The 19,867-nt window shown below is 73.6% G+C and carries 18 protein-coding genes; 9 read left to right on the forward strand and 9 right to left on the reverse strand.

Translation table 11 applies throughout. From position 1 onward, the window contains the following. Positions 1-75 precede the first annotated feature (75 nt). Positions 76-1,536, forward strand: a complete 1,461-nt coding sequence (locus tag HCN51_RS26675) for a dihydroorotase (RefSeq protein ID WP_168012727.1) — start codon at positions 76-78, stop codon at positions 1,534-1,536. Positions 1,537-1,759: 223 nt separating this feature from the next. Continuing rightward, a complete protein-coding gene (locus HCN51_RS26680) occupies positions 1,760-3,301 on the forward strand; it encodes a hypothetical protein (protein ID WP_168012729.1) in 1,542 nt (513 codons plus the stop codon). Positions 3,302-3,326: 25 nt separating this feature from the next. Here the strand turns inward: HCN51_RS26680 and HCN51_RS26685 are convergent, their stop codons facing one another. Further along, a complete protein-coding gene (locus HCN51_RS26685) occupies positions 3,327-4,868 on the reverse strand; it encodes an FAD-dependent monooxygenase (protein ID WP_168012731.1) in 1,542 nt (513 codons plus the stop codon). A 69-nt stretch (positions 4,869-4,937) separates the two neighbouring features. On the opposite strand from HCN51_RS26685, the gene HCN51_RS26690 reads away from it, so the two are divergent. Then, positions 4,938-5,552 carry a TetR/AcrR family transcriptional regulator C-terminal domain-containing protein gene (locus HCN51_RS26690; protein ID WP_168012733.1) on the forward strand — a complete coding sequence of 205 codons (615 nt, stop codon included), beginning with the start codon at positions 4,938-4,940 and terminating at the stop codon, positions 5,550-5,552. 47 nt (positions 5,553-5,599) lie between these two features. Here the strand turns inward: HCN51_RS26690 and HCN51_RS26695 are convergent, their stop codons facing one another. Both HCN51_RS26695 and HCN51_RS26700 read right to left on the reverse strand, forming a co-directional pair. After that, entirely contained in the window at positions 5,600-6,670 is a 1,071-nt protein-coding gene (locus tag HCN51_RS26695) for an MmgE/PrpD family protein (RefSeq protein ID WP_206067879.1), read from the reverse strand. A gap of 9 nt (positions 6,671-6,679) precedes the next feature. After that, on the reverse strand, positions 6,680-8,026 hold the full coding sequence (locus HCN51_RS26700; protein ID WP_168012735.1) for an MFS transporter: 1,347 nt from the start codon (positions 8,024-8,026) through the stop codon (positions 6,680-6,682). A 100-nt stretch (positions 8,027-8,126) separates the two neighbouring features. Here HCN51_RS26700 and HCN51_RS26705 point away from each other — a divergent pair, with 100 nt between their 5' ends. From HCN51_RS26705 to HCN51_RS26720, 4 genes are all read left to right on the forward strand, one after another. Beyond that, entirely contained in the window at positions 8,127-9,206 is a 1,080-nt protein-coding gene (locus tag HCN51_RS26705) for a DUF5937 family protein (protein ID WP_168012737.1), read from the forward strand. A 93-nt stretch (positions 9,207-9,299) separates the two neighbouring features. Then, entirely contained in the window at positions 9,300-10,442 is a 1,143-nt protein-coding gene (locus HCN51_RS26710) for an erythromycin esterase family protein (RefSeq protein WP_206067881.1), read from the forward strand. 31 nt (positions 10,443-10,473) lie between these two features. Beyond that, entirely contained in the window at positions 10,474-10,938 is a 465-nt protein-coding gene (locus HCN51_RS26715; RefSeq protein ID WP_346433809.1) for a MarR family winged helix-turn-helix transcriptional regulator, read from the forward strand. A gap of 73 nt (positions 10,939-11,011) precedes the next feature. Next, on the forward strand, positions 11,012-11,962 hold the full coding sequence (locus HCN51_RS26720; protein WP_428981552.1) for an LLM class flavin-dependent oxidoreductase: 951 nt from the start codon (positions 11,012-11,014) through the stop codon (positions 11,960-11,962). Here the strand turns inward: HCN51_RS26720 and HCN51_RS26725 are convergent. Together HCN51_RS26725 and HCN51_RS26730 are read right to left on the reverse strand one after the other, a co-directional pair. After that, complete coding sequence (locus HCN51_RS26725; RefSeq protein WP_080038275.1) at positions 11,929-12,471, reverse strand: LOG family protein; 543 nt, start codon at positions 12,469-12,471, stop codon at positions 11,929-11,931. The two genes, HCN51_RS26720 and HCN51_RS26725, sit on opposite strands and share 34 nt — an antisense overlap. Before the next feature lie 35 nt (positions 12,472-12,506). Beyond that, positions 12,507-14,396: a S9 family peptidase gene (locus tag HCN51_RS26730; protein ID WP_168012743.1), complete on the reverse strand. Its 1,890-nt coding sequence runs from the start codon at positions 14,394-14,396 to the stop codon at positions 12,507-12,509. Between the two features lie 165 nt (positions 14,397-14,561). On the opposite strand from HCN51_RS26730, the gene HCN51_RS62385 reads away from it, so the two are divergent. Beyond that, positions 14,562-15,959, forward strand: coding sequence for a cytochrome P450 (locus tag HCN51_RS62385; protein ID WP_206067883.1), 1,398 nt, complete (start codon positions 14,562-14,564; stop codon positions 15,957-15,959). 187 nt (positions 15,960-16,146) lie between these two features. Here the strand turns inward: HCN51_RS62385 and HCN51_RS26740 are convergent, their stop codons facing one another. The 3 genes from HCN51_RS26740 to HCN51_RS26750 all read right to left on the reverse strand — a co-directional run bounded on the left by HCN51_RS26740 (position 16,147) and on the right by HCN51_RS26750 (position 18,269). Further along, the gene (locus tag HCN51_RS26740) at positions 16,147-17,292 is read right to left on the reverse strand and encodes a DUF6596 domain-containing protein (protein ID WP_168012747.1); all 1,146 of its coding nucleotides are present in this window, start codon (positions 17,290-17,292) and stop codon (positions 16,147-16,149) included. Between the two features lie 8 nt (positions 17,293-17,300). Then, the gene (locus HCN51_RS26745) at positions 17,301-17,708 is read right to left on the reverse strand and encodes a YciI family protein (protein ID WP_080038278.1); all 408 of its coding nucleotides are present in this window, start codon (positions 17,706-17,708) and stop codon (positions 17,301-17,303) included. A 63-nt stretch (positions 17,709-17,771) separates the two neighbouring features. Further along, positions 17,772-18,269 carry a pyridoxamine 5'-phosphate oxidase family protein gene (locus HCN51_RS26750; protein WP_168012749.1) on the reverse strand — a complete coding sequence of 166 codons (498 nt, stop codon included), beginning with the start codon at positions 18,267-18,269 and terminating at the stop codon, positions 17,772-17,774. Positions 18,270-18,474: 205 nt separating this feature from the next. Here HCN51_RS26750 and HCN51_RS26755 point away from each other — a divergent pair, with 205 nt between their 5' ends. Continuing rightward, on the forward strand, positions 18,475-18,936 hold the full coding sequence (locus tag HCN51_RS26755) for a hypothetical protein (RefSeq protein WP_168012751.1): 462 nt from the start codon (positions 18,475-18,477) through the stop codon (positions 18,934-18,936). A gap of 165 nt (positions 18,937-19,101) precedes the next feature. On the opposite strand, the gene HCN51_RS26760 is transcribed toward HCN51_RS26755, so the two are convergent. Next, positions 19,102-19,848, reverse strand: coding sequence for a hypothetical protein (locus tag HCN51_RS26760; RefSeq protein WP_168012753.1), 747 nt, complete (start codon positions 19,846-19,848; stop codon positions 19,102-19,104). Positions 19,849-19,867: the final 19 nt, after the last annotated feature.

Genomic DNA, 19,867 nt, shown 5'->3' on the forward strand with positions numbered 1-19,867 from the left:
GCCGCGCCCCTGGCGGAGCCGTGCGCGGCCGCGCTGCTGGAGACCACCGCACCCCGCCGGCCCGGAAGGGGCACCATGATGCGATATGACCTGCTCGTCAAGGGCGGGACCCTGGTCCTGCCGTACCACGGTGAGGTGCGCGCCGACGTGGCCGTGGCCGGCGGCCGGATCGTCGCGATCGGCGAGGATCTCGACGCGGCCGGCCTCGGCGACGGCGGCGAGATGATCGACGCCGCCGGGAAGGTCGTCTTACCGGGCGCGGTGGACGCCCACTTCCACCTGGGGATCTACCGCGACCTCGCGCTCGACGCGTACGAGGAGACCCGCTCCTCCCTGGTCGGCGGTGCCACGACCGTCCTGTCCTACTTCCGCACCGGGCAGCACTACCTCGGCAGGACCGGCCCGTACGAGACGATCTTCCCCGAGGTGCTGGACGCGGTCGCCGGCCGCTCGTGGACCGACTACGGCTTCCACCTCGCCCCGATGACCGCCGCGCAGATCGAGGAGATCCCCGCCCTGGTGGCCGGGCACGGCGTCACCTCGTTCAAGTACTACATGTTCTACAAGGGCTTCGACCTGGCGGCCAACAGCCGCGACGCCCGGGCTTTCACCATGGGCGACGAGTACGACCTCGGGCACCTCTACCTGATCATGGAGAAGCTGGCCGCGACGCAGGCCGCCCACCCCGGCCGCCGGCTGTCGCTGAGCCTGCACTGCGAGCAGTCGGAGCTGATGCGCGTGTTCATCGACCGCGTCCGCGCCGGCGGCGGCCCCCAGAACCTGCGCGCCTACAGCCAGGCCCGGCCGCCCCTGACCGAGCGGCTCGCCATCGCCGAGGCGGCCGTGCTGGCCGAGCACACCGGCGTCGAGATCAACCTGCTGCACCTGTCCAGCGCGGAGGCGTTGCAGGCGGCCGCCCGCACCTCCGCCAGGCGCGAGACCACCCTGCACCACCTGTGCCTCGACCACGACGACCTCGACGCGCGCGCCCGGCCCAGCGGAGGGCTGGGTGGAGGGCTGGGCGGAGGGCTGGGCGGGAAGGTCAACCCGCCGATCCGCACCCGCGAGCACAACGAGGCGCTGTGGGCGGGCGTGGCCGACGGGCGCATCGACTGGGTGGCCTCCGACCACGCCTGCTGCCTGGAGGAGCACAAGGGGGACGATCTGTGGCCGGCGCGGCCCGGCTTCGGCGGCACGGCGCTGCTGTACCCCGTGCTGTTCTCCGAGGGGCACCTGCGGCGCGGCCTGCCGCTGACCAGGATCGCCGAGGTCGCCGCCGCCAACCCGGCCCGCGCGTTCGGTCTGTGGGGCCGCAAGGGCGCGCTGGCCATCGGCTACGACGCCGACCTCACCGTCCTGGATCCGCAGCTGACCAGGACCGTCACCACGGACCTGCTGCTGTCGGGACAGGACCACTGCCCGTTCGAGGGCCTGCGCGTGACCGGCTGGCCCGTCGCCACCGTGGTCGGCGGGCGGGTGGCGTTCCGCGACGGCAAGACGTCCGGCGAGCCGTCGGGCTCGTACCTGCATCGCTGACGGAGAACCTGCTTCACCCCGATCGCCCCGTTCGTCCACTTAGGTGGCGGATGGGCGGCTAAAGTCGATCTTCCAGCGGCAGCGGGACGATCGGGGGCGAAAGATCTCAATGGGGACACACACCTGGCCCGGGACGCCCGCACCGCACCCGGTCGCAACCAAGCCGGGTGGACCCCTGGACCCGCCGCCCCGGCCGCTGCCGTCCCTTCCCGGGGAGCTGTTCGTGGGGCGGGCGGCAGAGCTCGGCGTCCTGGACGAGGCCCTGTCCCCGACCGGCGCCCGGCCGGGGGCGGAGACAGCGTCGCCGTCGGCCTTGATCTGGGGGCCCGGTGGTGTCGGCAAGACGTGGCTGGCCCTGCACTGGACCCACCGCGACGCCGAATCCTTCCCGGACGGGCTGCTCCACCTCGACCTGCGCGGGCACGACCCCGTCACCCCGCCCGTGACGGCCGAGGAGGCGGTGCTCGACCTCCTGCTCGCCCTCGGCGCCGACCCCCGCACCATCCCGTCGGCACCCGAGGCCCAGGCCGCGCTCTACCGCGACATGATGGCCGGCCGCCGCATGCTCGTCCTGATCGACGACGCCCCCTCCACCCGCCACGTGCGGGCGCTCCTGCCCGGCACCCCCACCAGCGCGGTCCTGATCACCAGCCGCCACGAGCTTGACGTCCCGGCCGCCGCACGGGTCCCGCTGGGCGGGCTGGCCGAGCAGGAGGCGTCGCGGCTGCTCGTGCGCGCCATCGGCACCACCCGGCCGCACGCCGTACGCGACCTCCTGCGCCGCTGCGCCGGCCTGCCCCTGGCACTCGGCCTGGCGGCCGCCCGCATCGCCACCCACCCCCACCTGCCCCTGGAAACGCCCCCCACCGAACCACCCCCCGCCCCTCTGAGCGAGCCGCTCGCCGAGCAGGACGCCGCGTTGCGGGCCGCCTTCGAGGCGTCCTGGCTGGGGCTCGGTGAGGACGCCAGGCGGCTGCTGCTGGCGCTGGCGCCCGCTCCGGTGCCGGACGTCGGCCTCGCCGCCGTGGCGTCGCTGGCCGCGCTGCCCGCCGCGCGCACCAGCACGCTGCTGCGCCTGCTGGAGGCCGCCCACCTGGTGATCCAGCACCGCCCGGGACGTTACCGCATGCACGACCTGGTACGCCTGCACACGCTCCGGCACGCCGGCCCCGCCTCCACGACCGGCGCCCTGAGACGGCTCGTCGACCACTACATGTACACCGCCCACCACGGCGCCATCACCCTGGCCCCGCGGGCCCGCCCGATCACCATGAGCCGGCCGGCGCCCGGCGTCCACCCTGCCCTGCCCGCCACCGGGCAGGACGCGCTGGACTGGTTCGACACCGAACGCGACTGCCTGCTGACCCTCCTGCGCTGGACCGCCGACCAGGACTGGAACGAGGACGCCTGGCGCATCGCCTGGTCCATGGACGAGATGCTCCGGCGCAGAGGGCACCTCCACGACCGGGTCCGCGTCTGGGAGAGCGCCGTGTTCGCCGCCGAACGGCTCGGCGCCGCCGACGTCCAGTGCCTGGCCTACCGCCGCCTCGCGCACGCGCACGAGGAGGCGGGCGAGCACGCCGCCGCCCTGCCCGCCCGGCGCCGGGCCCTGGCCCTGGCCGCACACCTGCGTGACCGCCGCGAACAGGCACAGACGCACCGCACCTCCGCCTTCCCTTCGCGGGCGGGAGTGGAGGCTGCGCACCCCCACTCGGACGTCCCGCCCGCCCGCTTGGACACGGCGCCCGCTCGGTCGGACGCCTGACGCGCCCCCAGGTGGTGGTGCGGCATCAGCGTGGCGGGCCGAACCAGGTGTCCAGCGCGACGGCGAGGGACGCTTCGTCGCCCGCCTGCCAGGCGATGACGGCGTCGGGACGCAGCAGCAGCGGCTCGGTGTTCGTCACCGTGACGACCTCGACCCTGCCCGCCGCGTACCGGGCCAGGTCCCGCGTCCGCGGCGTGAGCAGGAGCAGGCCGCGGCCGGTGCGCAGGTGCTCGTGCAGCCGTGACACCGCACCATCACCGCTGTCCCGCCCGTCGTCGTCATTGACGATCACAAGCTCCAGGTCAGGGCAGTGCCGGCCGGCCGGGGCCGGGGCGGGATAGGGGAGGTCGTAGCGGAGGTTCACGCCGGACAGCAGCTCGGTGAAGTACCGGTTGGCCGCCGGGAGGTCCAGCACCTCGTCCATGACGTCCCGCAGCGCGTCGACGTGCGGGCCGGGAGCCAGCAGCGCGGACTGGGCCCGCGTGTTGCGCAGCACCGCCTCGCCCGCGGGGTGCCGCTCGCGGGTGTAGGTGTCGAGCAGGGCCGGCGGGGCGTCGCCCCGCACGACGGCGGCCAGCTTCCAGCCGAGGTTCATCGCGTCCATCAGCCCGAGGTTGAGGCCCTGCCCGCCGCTGGGCGAGTGCACGTGTGCGGCGTCCCCGGCCAGGAACACCGGGCCGAGCCGGTAGGTGGCGGCCTGGCGGGCCTGGTCGCCGAAGCGGCGGTCGTCGTGGATCTCCTCGATCCGGACGTCGGCCCCGGTCACGCGGCGGATCGCCGCGGCCAGCTCGCGAGCGGTCACCGGCCCGTCAGGCCCGTGCTCGGCCGTCGCGCGCCGGCCCGGCCCGTGCCCGGCCGCCGCCGGCTCGGTGACGCCCGCCATGTCGCCGCCGCGCAGGAACGTGCCCGTGTCGTACCGGCCCGGGGCGGGGACGGGGCCGGAGAACCGCACCCGGCCCGCGATCGTCCGCAGCAAAGCCGGCGTCCCGGGGAAGGGGAAGGCGGCGAGCTGGCGCACCGTGCTGTGGCCGCCGTCGCAGCCCACCACGTAACGTGCGCGCAGCCGGCGCTCGCCCCGCGAGGTGGCCACGACGATCGTGACCCCGTCCCCGTCCCCGTCCCCGTCCCCGTCGCCGTCGCCGGCGCCGGCGTGCGCGGAGCCCGGGTCGGGTTCGAGTGCGACGAGCCGGTGCCCGCGCAGGATGCGTACCCCCAGCTCCTCGGCGTGGGCGGTGAGGACGCGTTCCAGCTCCGGCTGCCAGATCTGGGTGCCGCGCCGCCGTTCGTCCGGGACGAGCTTGTGGAGGTTCGCGAAGTGGCCGAGGGTGGTGCCGTGGTCGCGGGCGAGGTCTCGCGTGCCGCCGGGTCGTGCCTGGTCGAGCTGGGGGCCGAGGCCGCGGCGCCAGAGTGCTTCGGTGGCCAGCGGGCCGATGCCGCGGGCCTTGGTCTGTTCGGCGGGTTCGTCCAGACGTTCCACGACAAGAGGGTGAGCGCCGCCCAGGCGGAGCTCCGCGGCGAGGAGCAGGCCGACGGGTCCGGCGCCCACGATGATCACATCAGCGTCCATGAAACGCCTCCTTAACTTGTTAAGGGGTACTATGGCTTTAACAAGTTAAGGGCGTCAAGGAGGACATCGATGCCGATCGACGTCGGGGAGGCCGTGCGGGCGGCCCTGGCCCTGGTGGAGGCCGACGGTCTCGACAAGCTGACCGTCCGGCGCCTGGCCACGGAGCTCGGCGTCAAGGCGCCCGCGCTGTACTGGCACTTCAGCGGCAAGCGGGCCCTGCTCGACCACATGACCGACGCCATCGTGGCACCGGTGCTCACCCGGCTCCCGCCCCCCGACACCTTCTGGCTCACGTGGCTGGAGGAGGCCGGGCTCGCCCTCAACGCCGCCCTGCTCGGCCACCGCGACGGCCCCCGCATCGCGCTCGGCGCGGACCTGCGGGTCGCCCGCTCGCTCGGGGAGTTCGCCGAGCGTACGGTCGAGGTGCTGCACCGGGCGGGCTATTCGCTCGGCGACGCCACCCGCGCGGCCGGCGTCCTGGTCCACTTCATCCTCGGACGCGCGGTGGAGGACCAGACGTGGCCCGGCGAACACGACGAGGCCGCCGCGATCGCCACCATCCCGTTCCCGCTGATGGCACGCGGCCTGCGCGAACGTCACGCCGCCGGCGCCACCGTGACCGACAACTTCCGCTACGCGCTGGGCGTGCTGCTAGCCGGCCTGAACGCGACCCGCCCCACCTGACGCGCGCCAGGACGGTCCTCGTCAGGACGGGCGGAGGGCGGGCCTGGTCAGGACGGGCGGAGGGCGGTCCTGGTCAGGACGTCGTCCGCGGCGCCGCCCGAGCCCAGCTCCCGAACCGCCTCGGCCAGCTCGTTCACCTGGCCCGGCGGCAGCGCCCGGCTCGCGTTGGAGCGGAACTTCGTCTCCAGCTCCGCCGCCGACAGCGGATGCTCGGGCCCGCCGCGTGAGGAGTCCACCCGGTGCTCCAGCGTCGAGCCGTCGCGCAGCCGCACCCGTACCACCGCCGCGAACGCCCGGGGGAAGATCCGCGAGGCGCGCTCGTCGGCCACGCACCGCACCCGGCCGGCTAGCTCCAGCCGCGCCGGGTCCAGCACCGTCGGCGGCCCCGTCAGCCCCTCGGCGGCCAGCACCGCCGCGGACACCCCGGCGTGCGCGGCCCACCCGCAGTGCACCGGCTTGACGGTCCCGCCCGTACGGTTGGCCTCCAGCAGCCCGGCGCCCATCGAGGCGGCCACCCCCACCGCGTGCGCCACCCCCTCGGGCGGCAGCCCGAGCAGCAGCCCGGCGGCCACGGCGGCGCCCAGGGTGCCGCAGATGGAGGTGGCATGCCGGCCCTGCTCGAAGAACAACGAGTTACGCTCCTGCGGCAGGTAGGACGCCATGCCGAGCCGGGCGCACACCTCGATCCCGGCCGCGATCGCCGCCACCAGCTCCGCGCCGGGCGCGCGCACGCTCTGGGCCACGGCCAGCGCCGCCGGCACGACGCGGGCGCTCGGGTGCAGCACCGACGGCAGGTGGGTGTCGTCGAAGTCGAGCGCGTGCGCCAAGGTGCCGTTGACCAGCGCCGCCGACGGCGCGGGCACCCGGTCGCCGCTCCCGATCACGCTCGCCTCACCGGCCCCGCCCCACCGCCGCACGCCCCGCAACACCACCGCCGCGGCCTCAGCCGTGTCGCGGGTCGTGTCGCCGGTCGCGTCGGCGGTCGTGTCGGAGTAGGCGGCCAGGCAGTTGCCGAGGACGTCGAGCACCCGGCCCGGCACGTCCGCACGCACCGCCTCGGGCAGCTCGCCGTCCCTGCACGCCACCGCGAACCCGGCCAGCCGCCGCACGTACGTCATCCCGTCTCCTCACCTGCCGTCGCCGTCCCCATCGTGCGCGGAGGAGGTCGTATCGCGCAGCCGCCTTCCGTGATCCTTCTCGAGGGCTACGGCGGCGGCGGACAGGAGCGTCGCGGAGGACAGGCCGCCCCAGAGGGTGGCCGGGCCATGGGAGGCGAGGGCGGTGATGACCGCAGGAGAGACGGCGAGGCCGAACCCCGTGGAGAGCTGGAAGCGGGCCAGGGCGCGTCCCAGGAGGCGGGGCGGGGCGAGGGCGGTGACGAGCGCGGTGGCGCTGCCGGCGTAGACGATCTCGCCGATGGTGCAGATCACCGACACCGCCGTGACGGCCGTTGCACCCCAGCCGTGCCCCAGTGAGGTGGCCCCGAGGAAGCCGAGGTACGACGCGGCCAGGACCACGCCGGACAGAGCCAGCACCGCCCGCCGGGAGAAGCGCGACATCAGGACGGTGACCGGGACCTGGAGGGTGACCACCAGCACCGTGTTCGCCACGAAGATGGCCGCCGGCCACACCGGGGAGGCGTGCAACTGGGTCACCAGGACCAGGGGGAGCGCCACTTCGGGGACGTTGAGGCAGAAGACGTAGACGACGTTGGCGGCCAGCAGCGCGCGCATCCGCGGCGCGGGCCCACCGGCGCTGTCCGGAGCAGCGGGTGGAAGAGCGGACGGGTCGGCGGGTGGGGCCGAGGCTCGGCCGGCAGGTGCGCTGGTGGGCGGAATGGTGGGGACGGGGAGAGTGGCCGGTGGAAGGGCGGGCGGATGTGCGTGCAGGCGGACCGACCAGGCCAGGACCGCCGCAACGAGATAAGCGAGCCCGGTGACAACGGCCAGCGCCCGCAGCGCTGTAGGGCCGCCCGTGAGGCAGGCGGTGGCCAGGAGGGCGCCGGCGCCCAGGCCGGCGTTGCGGAGGGCGCGGCCGGCGGCCAGGGCGGCGTCGCGTTCGCGGCCGTGGGCGACCGTGGCGACGAGGGCGGCATGGGCGGCCGGCCACGCCTGGTTGCCGATGCCGAGGAAGAGCGCCGCCAGCGCAAACAGCCAGGCGTGTCCCGCCGGGGCGGCCAGGAGGAGTGCCACGCCCGCCACCCGTACCAGCATCGCCGCCGCCACGACCGAGCTGCGCGCCCCCCGATCGAGCCACCACCCGACCGCCGGCATGCAGGCCAGCCCCAGCACGACCCCGGCCGTCATGGCGACCCCGGTGACCGGCGCGGACAGCCGGAGCACCGTCACCCCGTAGAGCAGCAGGAAGGGCCGCAGCAGGCCGGTGCCGAGCGCGTCCACGACGAGGGCGACGGCGTAGCGGGGGCCGCCGGAGGCACGGACGAGGGCGCGGGGCCGGATCTTGGTCGTTGCCATGGCGTTCACGATGTGGCCGGGCCGCCAGTACGGCCCCGACGGTTGACGGAGATCGTCAATCGGCGGAGTCGCCGGGTGTCCGGCCAGCGATGATGGGGGGATGACGTTGAGGATCGACATCGGCGGGCCGCCGTCCGGGCGGCTGCGGTTCACCGCCTCGCCGCTGGCCGAGCTGACCGCGATGCTGCACGTGCTGGCCGAGCCGGGCCATCACCCGCGGTTCGCCGCCTGGGCGGGGGACGTGTGGGCGGGGTTGCGGCCGGAGCTGGCCGAGCGGCTGAGGGAGGCGGAGTTCCTGTGGCGGTCCTCGCGGGCGGACTTCCTGGTGCCGGCCCGTCCCCGGCCGACGCTCGCCGAGGAGCTGGACGACGTGGACCGGATCGGCGACGAGGCGTATGTGCGGGCCGCGCTCGTCACCACGTGCGGCAGCAACCGGCTGCACTTCGGCTCGCCGCTGGAGGACGCGACGGCGCGCGAGCGGGCCCTGGACCTGGCGCAGGCCCGCGGCGCGCTCCAGGAGGCGTTCGTGGAACGGCTGCTCGCGGACCCGGCCGCCGTGCGGGCGCGGGTGCGTCACACCCTGGAACAGTGCGCCGAGGCCTTCTTCGACGCCGCCTGGGCGGACATCTCCGTGCGGCTCGCCACCGACCTGCGCCTGAAGAACGACCTGCTGAAACGCCAGGGCGTCGCGGCGGCGCTCGCGTCGGTCTCCGGCGCGGTCACCCTGGCGCCGGACGGCGACCGCATCATGGTGGACAAGCTCCAGGACAAGGCGATCACCGCCCCCGACACCGGCGTCACGTTCCTGCCCACCGTCTTCGGCCACCCGCACCTGGTGGTGATCCACGCGCCCGGCTGGCAGCCGGTGGTGCAGTACCCGGTGGCGGAGGCGAGCCCGCCCGCGCCGGTCTCGATGGAGACGGTCACGCTCCGGCTGGAGGCGCTGGCCCATCCGGTACGGCTGCGGCTGCTGCGTACCCTGGCCCGCGGCCCGCACACCACCGGCGAGCTGGCCCACGCCTGGGAGCTCACGCCCCCCGAGGTGTCCCGCCACCTCGCCGTCCTGCGCCGCGCGGGCCTGCTCTCGGCCCAGCGGCACGGCCGGTACGTCCGCCATCGCCTCGATCTGCCCGCTCTGACGGCGCTGGGCGGCGACCTGCTGACGGCCGTACTGCGCTGAGCGGTGCCACGACGTTTGAGACTTAAGCGCCTGAAAACAGGAGAACAGGCCGACAAAGCTTCAATCGACGTTGCAGTGTTACGATTTACCTACATGAGTCAGGACATTCGCGACTTCATCGCCCCCTCATGTGAGCTGCTGGCCCTCGGCGAGCCGACCCACCAGGTGCCCGCCACCCAGCGGCTGCGCAACGAGCTGTTCGCCCGGCTGGCCGGGCAAGGTTTCCGCTCGATCGCCCTGGAGATCGACCGCATCGCCGCCCTCACCGCCGACGACTACGTCCGCAACGGCACCGGCACCCTCGACACCGCCCTGAGCGAGGGCTTCTCGCACGGCTGGGGAGCCATGGAGGGCAACAGGGAGCTGCTCGCCTGGATGCGCGAGTACAACCGGACCCGACCGCCGCGGGAGCGGCTGAGCCTGCACGGGTTCGACGCGCCGACGGAGAACTTCAGCGCGCCCAGCCCACGCCGCTACCTGGAGCACGTCCGCGACTACCTGGGCCTCGACCTCGACATCGCGGGCCTGGCCGGCGACGACGAGCGCTGGGGACGTACCGAAGCGATCATGGATGCGGCGAGCTCGCCCGGCGCGAGCCCGGAGGCGGGCCGGCTGCGTGCCGCCGCCGAGGAGCTGCTCGTCGCGCTGCGGGCGCGCGAGCGGGAGGCGCCCTCGCGCGAGGAGTGGATCAGGGCCAGGGCGCACCTCACCGCCGGCCTCGGCCTGCTCCGCTACCACCGGCAGGCGGCCGTGCCCCTCGAACGCAACGAGCGGGTGACCCGCCTGATGGCCGTGCGCGGCGCCCTGATGGCCCAGAACCTGCTCGACCTGCATGCCATCGAGGCCCCGCGCGGGCCGATGCTGGTGCACTCGCACAACGCGCACCTGCGCAAGTCGCCGGGCGGCATGCGGGTGGCCGACCTGGACATGCACTGGATCGGCGCGGGCGCCATCGTCGCGTCCCTGCTGGGCGACCGGTACGCGTTCGTCGCCGGCGGTCTCGGCCGGGCCGGGGCGCTCGGCGTCGGCGACCCGGCCCCGGACACCTTCGAGGGCCTGCTGGGCGCCCGCATCACGACGTGGGGCCTGGCCCCCGTCCCTTCCGGCGCCCGCACCCGCACCGACCCCGTCCCGCAGCGCAGCGGGTACTTCCCCCTCGACCACGCCACCCTGGACGGCGCGGACGCCGTCCTGTTCGTCGCGGACCCGGACCTCGTCCAGCTCGCGCGTTCCTAGTTCGTGTCGCGAATTTTGCTATTGTCGAGTGGTGAAGGAGCAAGCCGAAAGTCAGATAGGGGTGGTGGCCGCGCTGGTGCGGTCCACGTTCCTGGTCAATGCCGTGTACGAGGCCTCCGCCCGCGAGTACGGTCTCACCCAGCAGCAGGGCCAGTTGTTGTGCGTGCTGATGCCGCGCCCGTACGGGATGAGCGAGCTGGGCGCGGTGCTCGGCCTGGCCAAGTCGAGCCTGACCGGTCTGGTCGACCGCACCGAGCGTAACGGCCTGGTCCAGCGCAAGCCCGACCCCGACGACTCCCGGGCGGTGCGGGTGGCGCTCACCAAGATGGGCGCCAAGCTGGCCGTGGAGTTCTACGACGAGACCTGCCGGCGCATCGAGGAGCTGGCCGCCGGGTTCGCGCCGGAGGAGCGCGACACGCTCGCCGCCCTGCTCGGCCGGATCGTGGCCGACAACAAGGTGCCGACCGTCTTCATGGAGCCGGACCGGCTGCGGTGACGGCGCTACCACTTGCGGTTCGTGCCACGAACTAATAAAGTTCGTGGCACGAACTTTGTGAGGGGTTTGAATGATGAGCACGTTGTCCGCATCCAGGGTCGTCTTCGGCTTCGGCACGCATCCCGGCATCGACGACATCCCCGAGCTGCTGCGGCTGACCGAGCAGGCCGACCGTGACGGGCTGGACCTGTTCACCCTGTCCGACCACCCGTACATCGGCGTCCGCCTCGACGCCTACGCCGCGCTCGGCTTCGTCCTCGGGCGCACGCGGCACCTGGCCGGTTTCGCCAACGTCACCAACCTGCCGACCCGGCCGCCGGCCATGCTGGCCAGGACGGTGACCTCGCTGTCGGCGATGTCCGGCGGCCGGATCGTGCTCGGCATGGGCGCGGGCGGCCTGTGGGACCGCATCGCCGACATGGGCGTGCCCCGGCTGAGCCCCGGAGCCGCGGTGGACGCGTTCGAGGAGGCGATCGTGCTGGTCAAGCTGCTGTCCGGCGGCGGGCCCGCGGTCACCTTCGAGGGCGCCCACTACCAGGTGCGCCAGATCGAGCCCGCGCCCGTCGCAGCCCCGCCCGTGTGGACCGGCTCGGTCGGCCCCAAGTCGCTGGCCGCCACCGGCCGCGTCGCCGACGGCTGGATCCCCGGCCACGCGGCCGACTGGCTCAGCGAGCGCTACCGCTCCTCCCGCCCCGTCATCGACGAGGCGGCGGCCGCCGCCGGCCGCGACCCGGCCGAGGTCCGCACGATCTTCAACCTGCCCGGCCGCATCACCGACCGGCCGCTGCCCGCCACCCGCGACGCGGAGGGCCGCTGGCTCGGCGGCTCCGTCGGGCAGTGGGTGGAGGAGCTGACCTCGGCCGTGCTGGAGCACGGCGCGTCCGGCTTCACGCTCTTCTCTCCCAGCCACGGCTCCGTCGACGCGACCACCCTGGCCCGCTGGGGCCAGGAGGTCGCCCCCGCCGTACGCGAGGCGGTCGCCAAGGAAGCTCAGCCCGTCACGCCGGACGACTCCTCCAGGTAGGCCATCGCCCCCACGGGCTCCTCGGCGAAGAAGACCAGGTCGGTGAGAGGACGAGGCAGGAAACCCTCGTCCTCCATCCGGCGGAACTGCTCCTTGAGGCCGTCGTAGAAGCCCGCCGTGTTCAGCAGCACGACGGGCTTGTCCGTACGGCCGTGCTTCTTCAGCTCCAGGATCTCCGTCGCCTCGTCCAGCGTGCCCGTGCCCCCCACCATGATCACCACCGCGTCGGCCTTCTCCAGCAGCAGCTTCTTACGCTCGCCGAGGTCGGCCGCGACGACCATGTCGTCCACGCCCGGGCGCACCTTGTGGGCCAGGAAGTCCACCGAGACGCCCATGAGCCGCCCGCCCGCCTCGTGCACCCCGTCGGCCATCACCTTCATCAGCCCCACGTTGGAGCCGCCCCACACCAGGGTGTGCCCGCCCCTGCCGATCAGCTCGGCGAACTCGCGGGCGGGGCGGGTGTAGGTCTCGGGCAGGTCGGCGGCGGACAGGAAGACGCAGATGTTCATGGAGACCACCGTAAAGGGCGCGACGCGTCACCTGGTCACAGGTGCCGGCCCCACCAGTCGAGGATGGCCTCGAAGCGGGCCACCCGATGGCTCGGCAGCCCTGAGCGCGACAGCTCGTGCCCCTCTCCCGGGAACAGCAGCATCTCCGTCTCCACCCCGCGCATCCGCAGCTTGACGAACAACCGCTGTGCCTGCTCCACCGGGCACCGCCAGTCGTGCTCGGAATGGATGATCAGGAACGGGATCTCGATCTTGTCGGCGTGCGTGAGCGGGCTCTGCTCGGCCCAGCGCGCCGTGTCCTCGCCGTACAGGTCGCGGGTGAAGAACCAGCCGATGTCGCTGCTGCCGGTGAAGCTGTCGATCGCGTTGAGCGCCCGCTCGCTGATCGCCGCCCTGAACCGCTCCCCGTGGTGGGCCGCCAGCCACGTGGTCATGAAGCCGCCGTGCGAGCCGCCCAGCACGCCGGTGCGGGAGGCGTCCAGGCCGCCGGTGGCCAGCGCGGCGTCCAGCAGCGCGAGCAGGTCGGCGGCCGACAGCCGGCCGACGTCGCCGATGATGTGCCGGCCGTGCGCCTGCCCGTAGCCGGAGGAGCCGCGCGGGTTGCCCATGACGACCGCGTACCCGGCCGAGGCGTAGACCTGGGCCTCGTCGAAGACGTGCCAGCCGTACTGCGTGAACGGGCCGCCGTGGATCATGAGGAGCACCGGGTGCGGCCCCTCGCCCTCGGGGCGGACGATCCAGCCGTGCACCGGGTAGCCGTCGGGGGCCGTGCCGGTGATCTCCTCCAGCGGCAGCACGCCGAGGTCGCGGCCGAAGGAGGTCAGCGTGATCTCCTCGCCGTCGCGCAGCGCGACGAGCTCGCCCGGCGTGCGGGAGTCGGCGACGGCCGCGACGGTGACGCCGGCGGCGTGGGCCACGGCGTTGACCTCGCGCGGGCCGCTGATCAGGACGGCCGGCTCGCCGCCCTCGTACGGGACCAGCAGCAGGTCCTTGGCCCCCCGGTTCTCGGCGGTCACGAGCACACCCTCGCCGATGGGCGCGTACGGGTCCTCCGGCAGGTGGAAGCGCTCCTCGTCGGTCAGGCGCCGGGCCGCGCCCCCGGCCACCGGCACCGTCCACAGCCCGGCGTTGCGGCACACCACCCGGCGGCCCTCGGGCCCGGCGGCGTAGCCGAAGAAGCACAGCGCCGCGCCGTCAGGGGTGAAGCGCGGCCCGGACACCGACAGGTCGCTGCCCGTCACCCGGCGCAGCCCGGAGCCGTCGGGAGCGCACACCCACACATCGGCGGTGACCGTGGTGTCGCGCTCGTCGTGGCGGGCCGCCACGAACGCCAGCAGCGCGCCGTCCGGGCTCCACGCCACCTCGCCGTGGTCGTAGTCGCCCTCGGTCACCTGGACGGGCGAGGGCTCGTCCACGAACGGGTCGACGACGAACACGTGCGCCCGCCGGTCGATGAAGAAGCCCAGGTTGTCGCGCCGGAACTGGAAGCCCGTGATGCGGCGCGGCGGCTCCTTGTCCGGCTCGCCCTCGCCGTAACGGCCCTCCTCGGGCACGCGCGCCACGAACGCCAGCCGCCGCGAGTCGGGGCTCCACACCGGCTCGCCCGCGCCGAGCGGCTGGTCGGTCACCTTCCACGGCTCGCCGCCGCCGGTGGGCAGCACGTAGAGCTGCGGCTTGGCGCCGTCACCGGCACGCACGAACGCCAGCCAGGCGCCGTCGGGGGAGTAGACCGGCTCCGCGTCGCGCGGGCCACGCGTCAGCCGGCGCGGCTCGGCGGAGCCGTCCGTCGGGACCAGCCACAGGCCGCCGCGGTAGTCGTCGGCTTCGAGGTCGGGCCGGTTGACGGCGACGATCGCATGCTTCCCGTCGGGCGAGATCGTCGGCGCGCCGAGAGCATGCAAGAGGGTAATGTCCGCTGGTTTCATGCGCTCGACCCTAACCGCAGCGCCCCGGCGGCCACAGCGACCGTCCCTCACAAAGCCCCGCACATCGCGGCCGATGGTCACAATTCGTGATGCCGCACGCCTTCTGCGTGAAACCACCGTAAGATCCACGGCTAGATCGACGGCGGTACCGCGAGCAGAGAGGCAGTGCAGCACGTGACCCCCCAAGGCCCGCAGCCCCACCAGCCCCCCGAGCCGACGGCCCCGGCCCCCGCCGAGCCGCTGCTGACCAGGGACTACGACGCCAACCCCGCCCACGTGCACGCGAGACTGCGCGACACCCACGGCGCCGTCGCGCCCGTCGACCTGCTCGGCGTGCCGGTCTGGTTCGTCATGGGGTACGAGGAGGTGCTGCGCGTCCTGCAGAACGCCGGAGGCGTCTGGAGCAAACACCCCGACCGGTGGAAGGCACACGCCGAAGGCCGCATCCCCGCCGACTGGCCCCTCCTGCCCGTCTTCCAGGTCAACAACTCCACCTTCCAGGAAGGCACCGCGCAACAGCAGCTCCGCAACGCCTGGACCAGCGCCCTCGCCCCCTTCCAGGACCACGGCCACCCCCAGGCCCAGCAGCTCGAACAGGCCGTCGCCCGCCACGCCGACGACCTCATCGCCGTGCTCGCCGAAGGCGGCAGCACCGGGCAGGCCGACCTGGCCGCCCAGTACGCCCGGCCGCTGCCGCTCATGGTCGCCGACCGCATGCTCGGCTTCACCGCCGGCCGCGGCGAGGACGTCGTCATGGACATCTGGCGCCTCATCGACGCCGGGACCGACGCGGCCACCGCGCTCGAACGGCTCCACGCCGCCATGACCGAGCTGGGCGCCGCCAAACGCGAGCACCCCGGCGACGACCTGCCGTCGTACCTGATCGCCGCCAAACCGGACATCACCCTCGACGAGCTGGCCCGCGAGCTGCTCATGCTGCCCGGCCTGCTCGACTTCACCGCCAGCCTCGTCTGCAACGTCGTCGTCGAGGTCGCCACCAACCCCGACGTGCGCGAAAGCCTGTCCACCGGCGCCATCGACGAGACCATCAACCGGGTCGCGCTGCTCAACCCGCCCATGGCCAACCTCACCTTCCGCTACGCCCTGACCGAGGTGAAGCTGGGCGGGCGCACCATCGCCGCCGGCGACCCCGTCATGCTCTCCGTCGCCGCCGCCCACCAGGACCCGCGCTTCGCCGGCGCCATCGACTGGAACGCCATCCGCACCACCCGCGCCCACCTCGCCTGGGGCGCCGGCCCGCACAACTGCCTCGGCCGGCTCCTGGCCACCCGCATCACCGCCATCGCCGTGCACCGCCTGTTCAAGCGGCTCTCGAAGGTCAAGCTCGCCCTCCCGGCCGACCAGCTCCCGTGGCGGCCGTCCCCGTTCATGCGCGCCCTGCGCTCCCTTCCGATCCAGTACGAACTCGCGCCCGCACCCCCCACGACCGCCCCCACCCCCGCCCCACCCACCCCGGAGGACCCTCCGCCCACCGAGCCCGCCGACCGCCCGTCCAGGTCCCCCTTGTGGACGTTCCTGCGCGGCCTGCGCCGCCCCCGCTGACCACCCCCACCGGCCCGGCCGCACAGGGCCGCCGCCAGCCGACCAGACGGCGCCCGGCCGGCCGGAGCCGGGGCCGCCCGGGGCCGGGCGGGCGGTGCTCGGGCGGCGGGATCGATCGGGAGTGCGCACTGCGCCCGGCGGCGGGGTCAGGCGGGTGGGGGCGGCCGAGGCCGCCTGACCGGGCGGCTCACCCGCGCAACCGGGTGTTGAGGCGGGCGGCCTGGCGGGTCAGGTGCTCGCGCTCGGGCACGCTCGGCGCCGATCGGGCGGCCTCGGCGTACAGGCGGGCCGCGGTCGCCAGGTCGCCGTCCCGCTCGTGCAGGTACGCCGCCACGGCGGTGTACCTGGGCAGCGCGGGATCGAGCTCGGCCAGGGCGGCCAGCCCGGCACGCGCCCCGTCGGCCTCGCCGACCGCGACCGCCCGGTTGAGGCGGGCCACGGGGCTGCCGGTGATCCGGACGAGCTCGTCGTACCACTCGACGATCTGCACCCAGTCCGTCTCCGCGGCGCACTGAGCGTCGGCGTGCAGCGCGGCGATCGCCGCCTGCGCCTGGAACTCGCCCAGCCGGTCGCGGGCGAGCGCCGCCTGCAGCACGTCCACCCCCTCGGCGATCATCCGGGTGTCCCACAGGCTGCGGTCCTGCTCGGCGAGCGGCACCAGCCTGCCGTCCGGGCCGGTCCGCGCCGGGCGGCGGGCGTGGTGCAGCAGCATGAGCGCGAGCAGGCCCGCCACCTCCTCGTCCTTGGTCCTGGCCGCGAGCTGGCGGGTCAGTCTGATCGCCTCCGCGGCCAGGTCCACGTCGCCGGAGTAGCCCTCGTTGAAGACGAGGTAGAGCACGCGCAGCACCGTGGCCAGGTCGCCGGGCTGGTCGAAGCGGACGGAGGAGACGGTCCGCTTGGCGCGGCTGATGCGCTGCGCCATCGTCGCCTCCGGCACCAGGTACGCCTGCGCGATCTGGCGCGTCGTCAGCCCGCCGACCGCGCGCAGCGTCAGCGCGACCGCCGAGGCCGGGGTCAGGGACGGGTGCGCGCACAGGAAGTACAGCTGCAGCGTGTCGTCCACCGCCTCCGACGGGCCCGGCGCCGGCTCGGCCTCCACCCGGACCTCGCGCTCCTGCCGGGAGGCCTCGGCGCGGGCGGCGTCCAGGAACTTGCGCCACGCCACCGTGACCAGCCAGCCCTTCGGGTCGCGCGGCGCGTCGCCCGGCCAGACGCGCACGGCCTCGACCAGGGCCTCCTGCACGGCGTCCTCGGCCGCCACGAAGCTCGCTCCGCGACGGACGAGAGCACCGATCACCGCGGGCACCAGCTCCCGCAGCAGCGCCTCGTTCACCCCGTCACTCAATCCGTCGCAGGCAGGTGCTCGGTCATGATCGGGCGCACCTCCAGCCACTCGTGGATCGGCTTGCCGCCCGCGCCCGGAGCCGCCGACAGCTCGGCCGCCAGCTCCAGCGCCCGCTCGTAGCTGTCCACGTCGATCACCATCCAGCCGGCGATCAGGTCCTTCGTCTCCGCGAACGGGCCGTCGGTCACCGGCGGCCGCCCCTCCCCGTCGGAGCGGACGAACGTGCCCTCCGGCGACAGCGCCTGGCTGTCGACGAACTCGCCCGTGCTCTCCAACCGGGCGGCGAACTCCCGCATGTACCGCAGATGCGCCGACAGCTCCTCCGGCGTCCACTGGTCCATCGGCACGTCGTTGACCGCCGCGGGCGCGCCCCGGTAGTGCTTGAGCAGCAGATACTTGGCCACCGTCGTTCTCCTTAGTGTGATACGGCCCCATTGTGGCCGTGTTGCTGATGATGAGGGGATGTTTCAGGCGCTGCGGCTCTCCTCGCGCTTGCGCATCAGCTCCTCCACCGCGCTCGGCAGCGTCGTCTCGAAGTCGATCAGCTTCGCCCACGTGGGCGTGACGACGATCCGGACCATGCCGTCGTAGAGGGAGCGCACCTCCGCCTCCCACTCGACCCGCTGCTCGGCCGTCATCTGGTAGCTGCCGTTCATCTGCAGGTACTCCTCCGGGATGCCGTCGACGACGTCCAGCTCGACCTCGCCGCGGATCAGCAGGATCTTGGGCGGGTGCACCTCGGTGTCGATCGTCAGGGCGACCGCCGGGTTCGCGCGCAGGGCCGCCAGCTTCGGCGCGTTCTTGGTGGTGCACATCACGATCTGCGAGCCGTTCCAGGTGAAGGCGATCGGCACGTTGCGCGGGGTGCCGTCCGTGGCCACGTAGGCCAGGCGGGTCACGTCGCGGGCCAGCAGCTCCTGGCTGTAGGGGCGGCTCAGAACCTCGGCGATCTCGTGCTGCTTCATGTCTGTCTCCCGTTCTCGTCGTCGCCCGTCCGGGGCGCTCTCGCTCCTGGGACGGAGCCGGTGACGGGTTCTCGACATCCGCGCGCGAACTTTTTCCGGATCCGCCGGAGGCCGGTGATCATGCGGACTGCAGCCGCCCTGCAAGCGACCCCTGATCGACTACCGGGACCCGCCCCTGAAAAGACGGAACGTGAGGAAGAGCAGGATGGCATCGGTCGTCTTCGGGACATTCGCCGTGATCGCGCTGATCGTGGCCGTCGTGCTGTTCCTCGTGCTGAGGCGCAAGCCGCACACCCGCGTCGGCGCGTACGTCAGCGCCCCCATCGTCCTGCTCGCCGCGGCGATGCTCGGCATGGGCTCCCTGGCGTTCGGCAGCCTGGAGGCCGCCGGGCTGCGCACCTTCACCCCCGAGGAGCGGGCGGCGGCCGTGCCGTGCCAGGCGGCGGTCCTGGGGGCCGAGCAGACCTCCAACAAGCTCAACGGGCGCTACTTCTGGCTGCTGCGCCTGCGCGTGACGCCGCGTGCGGGCAGCGCGTACGAGATCGAGCGCACGGCCCGGCTCACCTCGCCCACAGGGGAGCGCCTGCGCGCCGGGAACGTCGTGCTCCCCTGCCTGGTGGCCCCCGGCGACCAGAGCCGGATCGACATCCCGGCCCTGGGTAAGTGATCGTCAAGCGCCTTCCAACCGCCGCCTCCTACGGTGAGGTCATGTTCAACATCGGTTGGGTCGAGTTCGCCATCCTCTTCGTCATCCCCGTGGCGATCCTCTGGCTCGTCATCTACACCGCCGTACGGGCCGCGATCCGCCACAGCAGGTGACCGCCCGCGACGGTCAGCCGCCCATGTCGGTGGTCACCGTGTCGGGGTCCGGAGCCTTGATCGACACCTTGGCGCCCCACCCGGTGAAGCGGCTGTCGATCGTCAGCGTCTTTTCCTTCAGCTCGCTGCTGGCGAGGACGCCCGTGGCCGCGTACGACGACTTCACCCGGCTCACCAGCCCGGCCGAGGTCAGCGTGAGCGTGTAGGAGACCTTCGTGGCGTTGTCCATGCGCAGCGGGATCGACGCCCCGAACCAGCGCGACACCTTCTCGAGCTCCTTGAACGTGATCGTCCCGGTGAGCGTGCCGCCGCGCAGCTTGCCCTTCTTGACCAGCGCGGCCAGGGTCTTCGGCTCGGCGGGGTTGATGACCTGGCCGTGGAAGCCGCTGCTGCCGCCGAGCAGGCCGTTGGTCTTGAACCAGGACTTGCCGGGCGGCAGGCGGTCCTCCCACATGCCGCCCGAGGTGTAGCTGACCTTGCCGACGCTGATCGTGCGCTCGCCGGGCCGGCCCGGCGAGGTGGTGGTGATGTCGGAGGCCGCCACGCCCTTGGCGTCGAGCTGGAAGGTGCCCTTGCGGCTCTGCAGCTTGGCCTTGCCGCCGCCTGACAGCGTGGTCGTCTCGGTGAAGCGGACGCCGTGGCCGGGGGTGAGCTGGGCCTTGAGCGCGCGTACGGGATCCTTGGGAGCGGCCTGCGCGGGCGCGGCGGCCACCAGCAGGCAGCCGCAGGCCACCAGGGCCGTGATCGTGGTCTTCTGCACGGCGGTGATCTTGCCGGAG

The sequence above is a fragment of the Nonomuraea composti genome (genome assembly GCF_012034275.1).
Lineage (GTDB): Bacteria > Actinomycetota > Actinomycetes > Streptosporangiales > Streptosporangiaceae > Nonomuraea > Nonomuraea composti.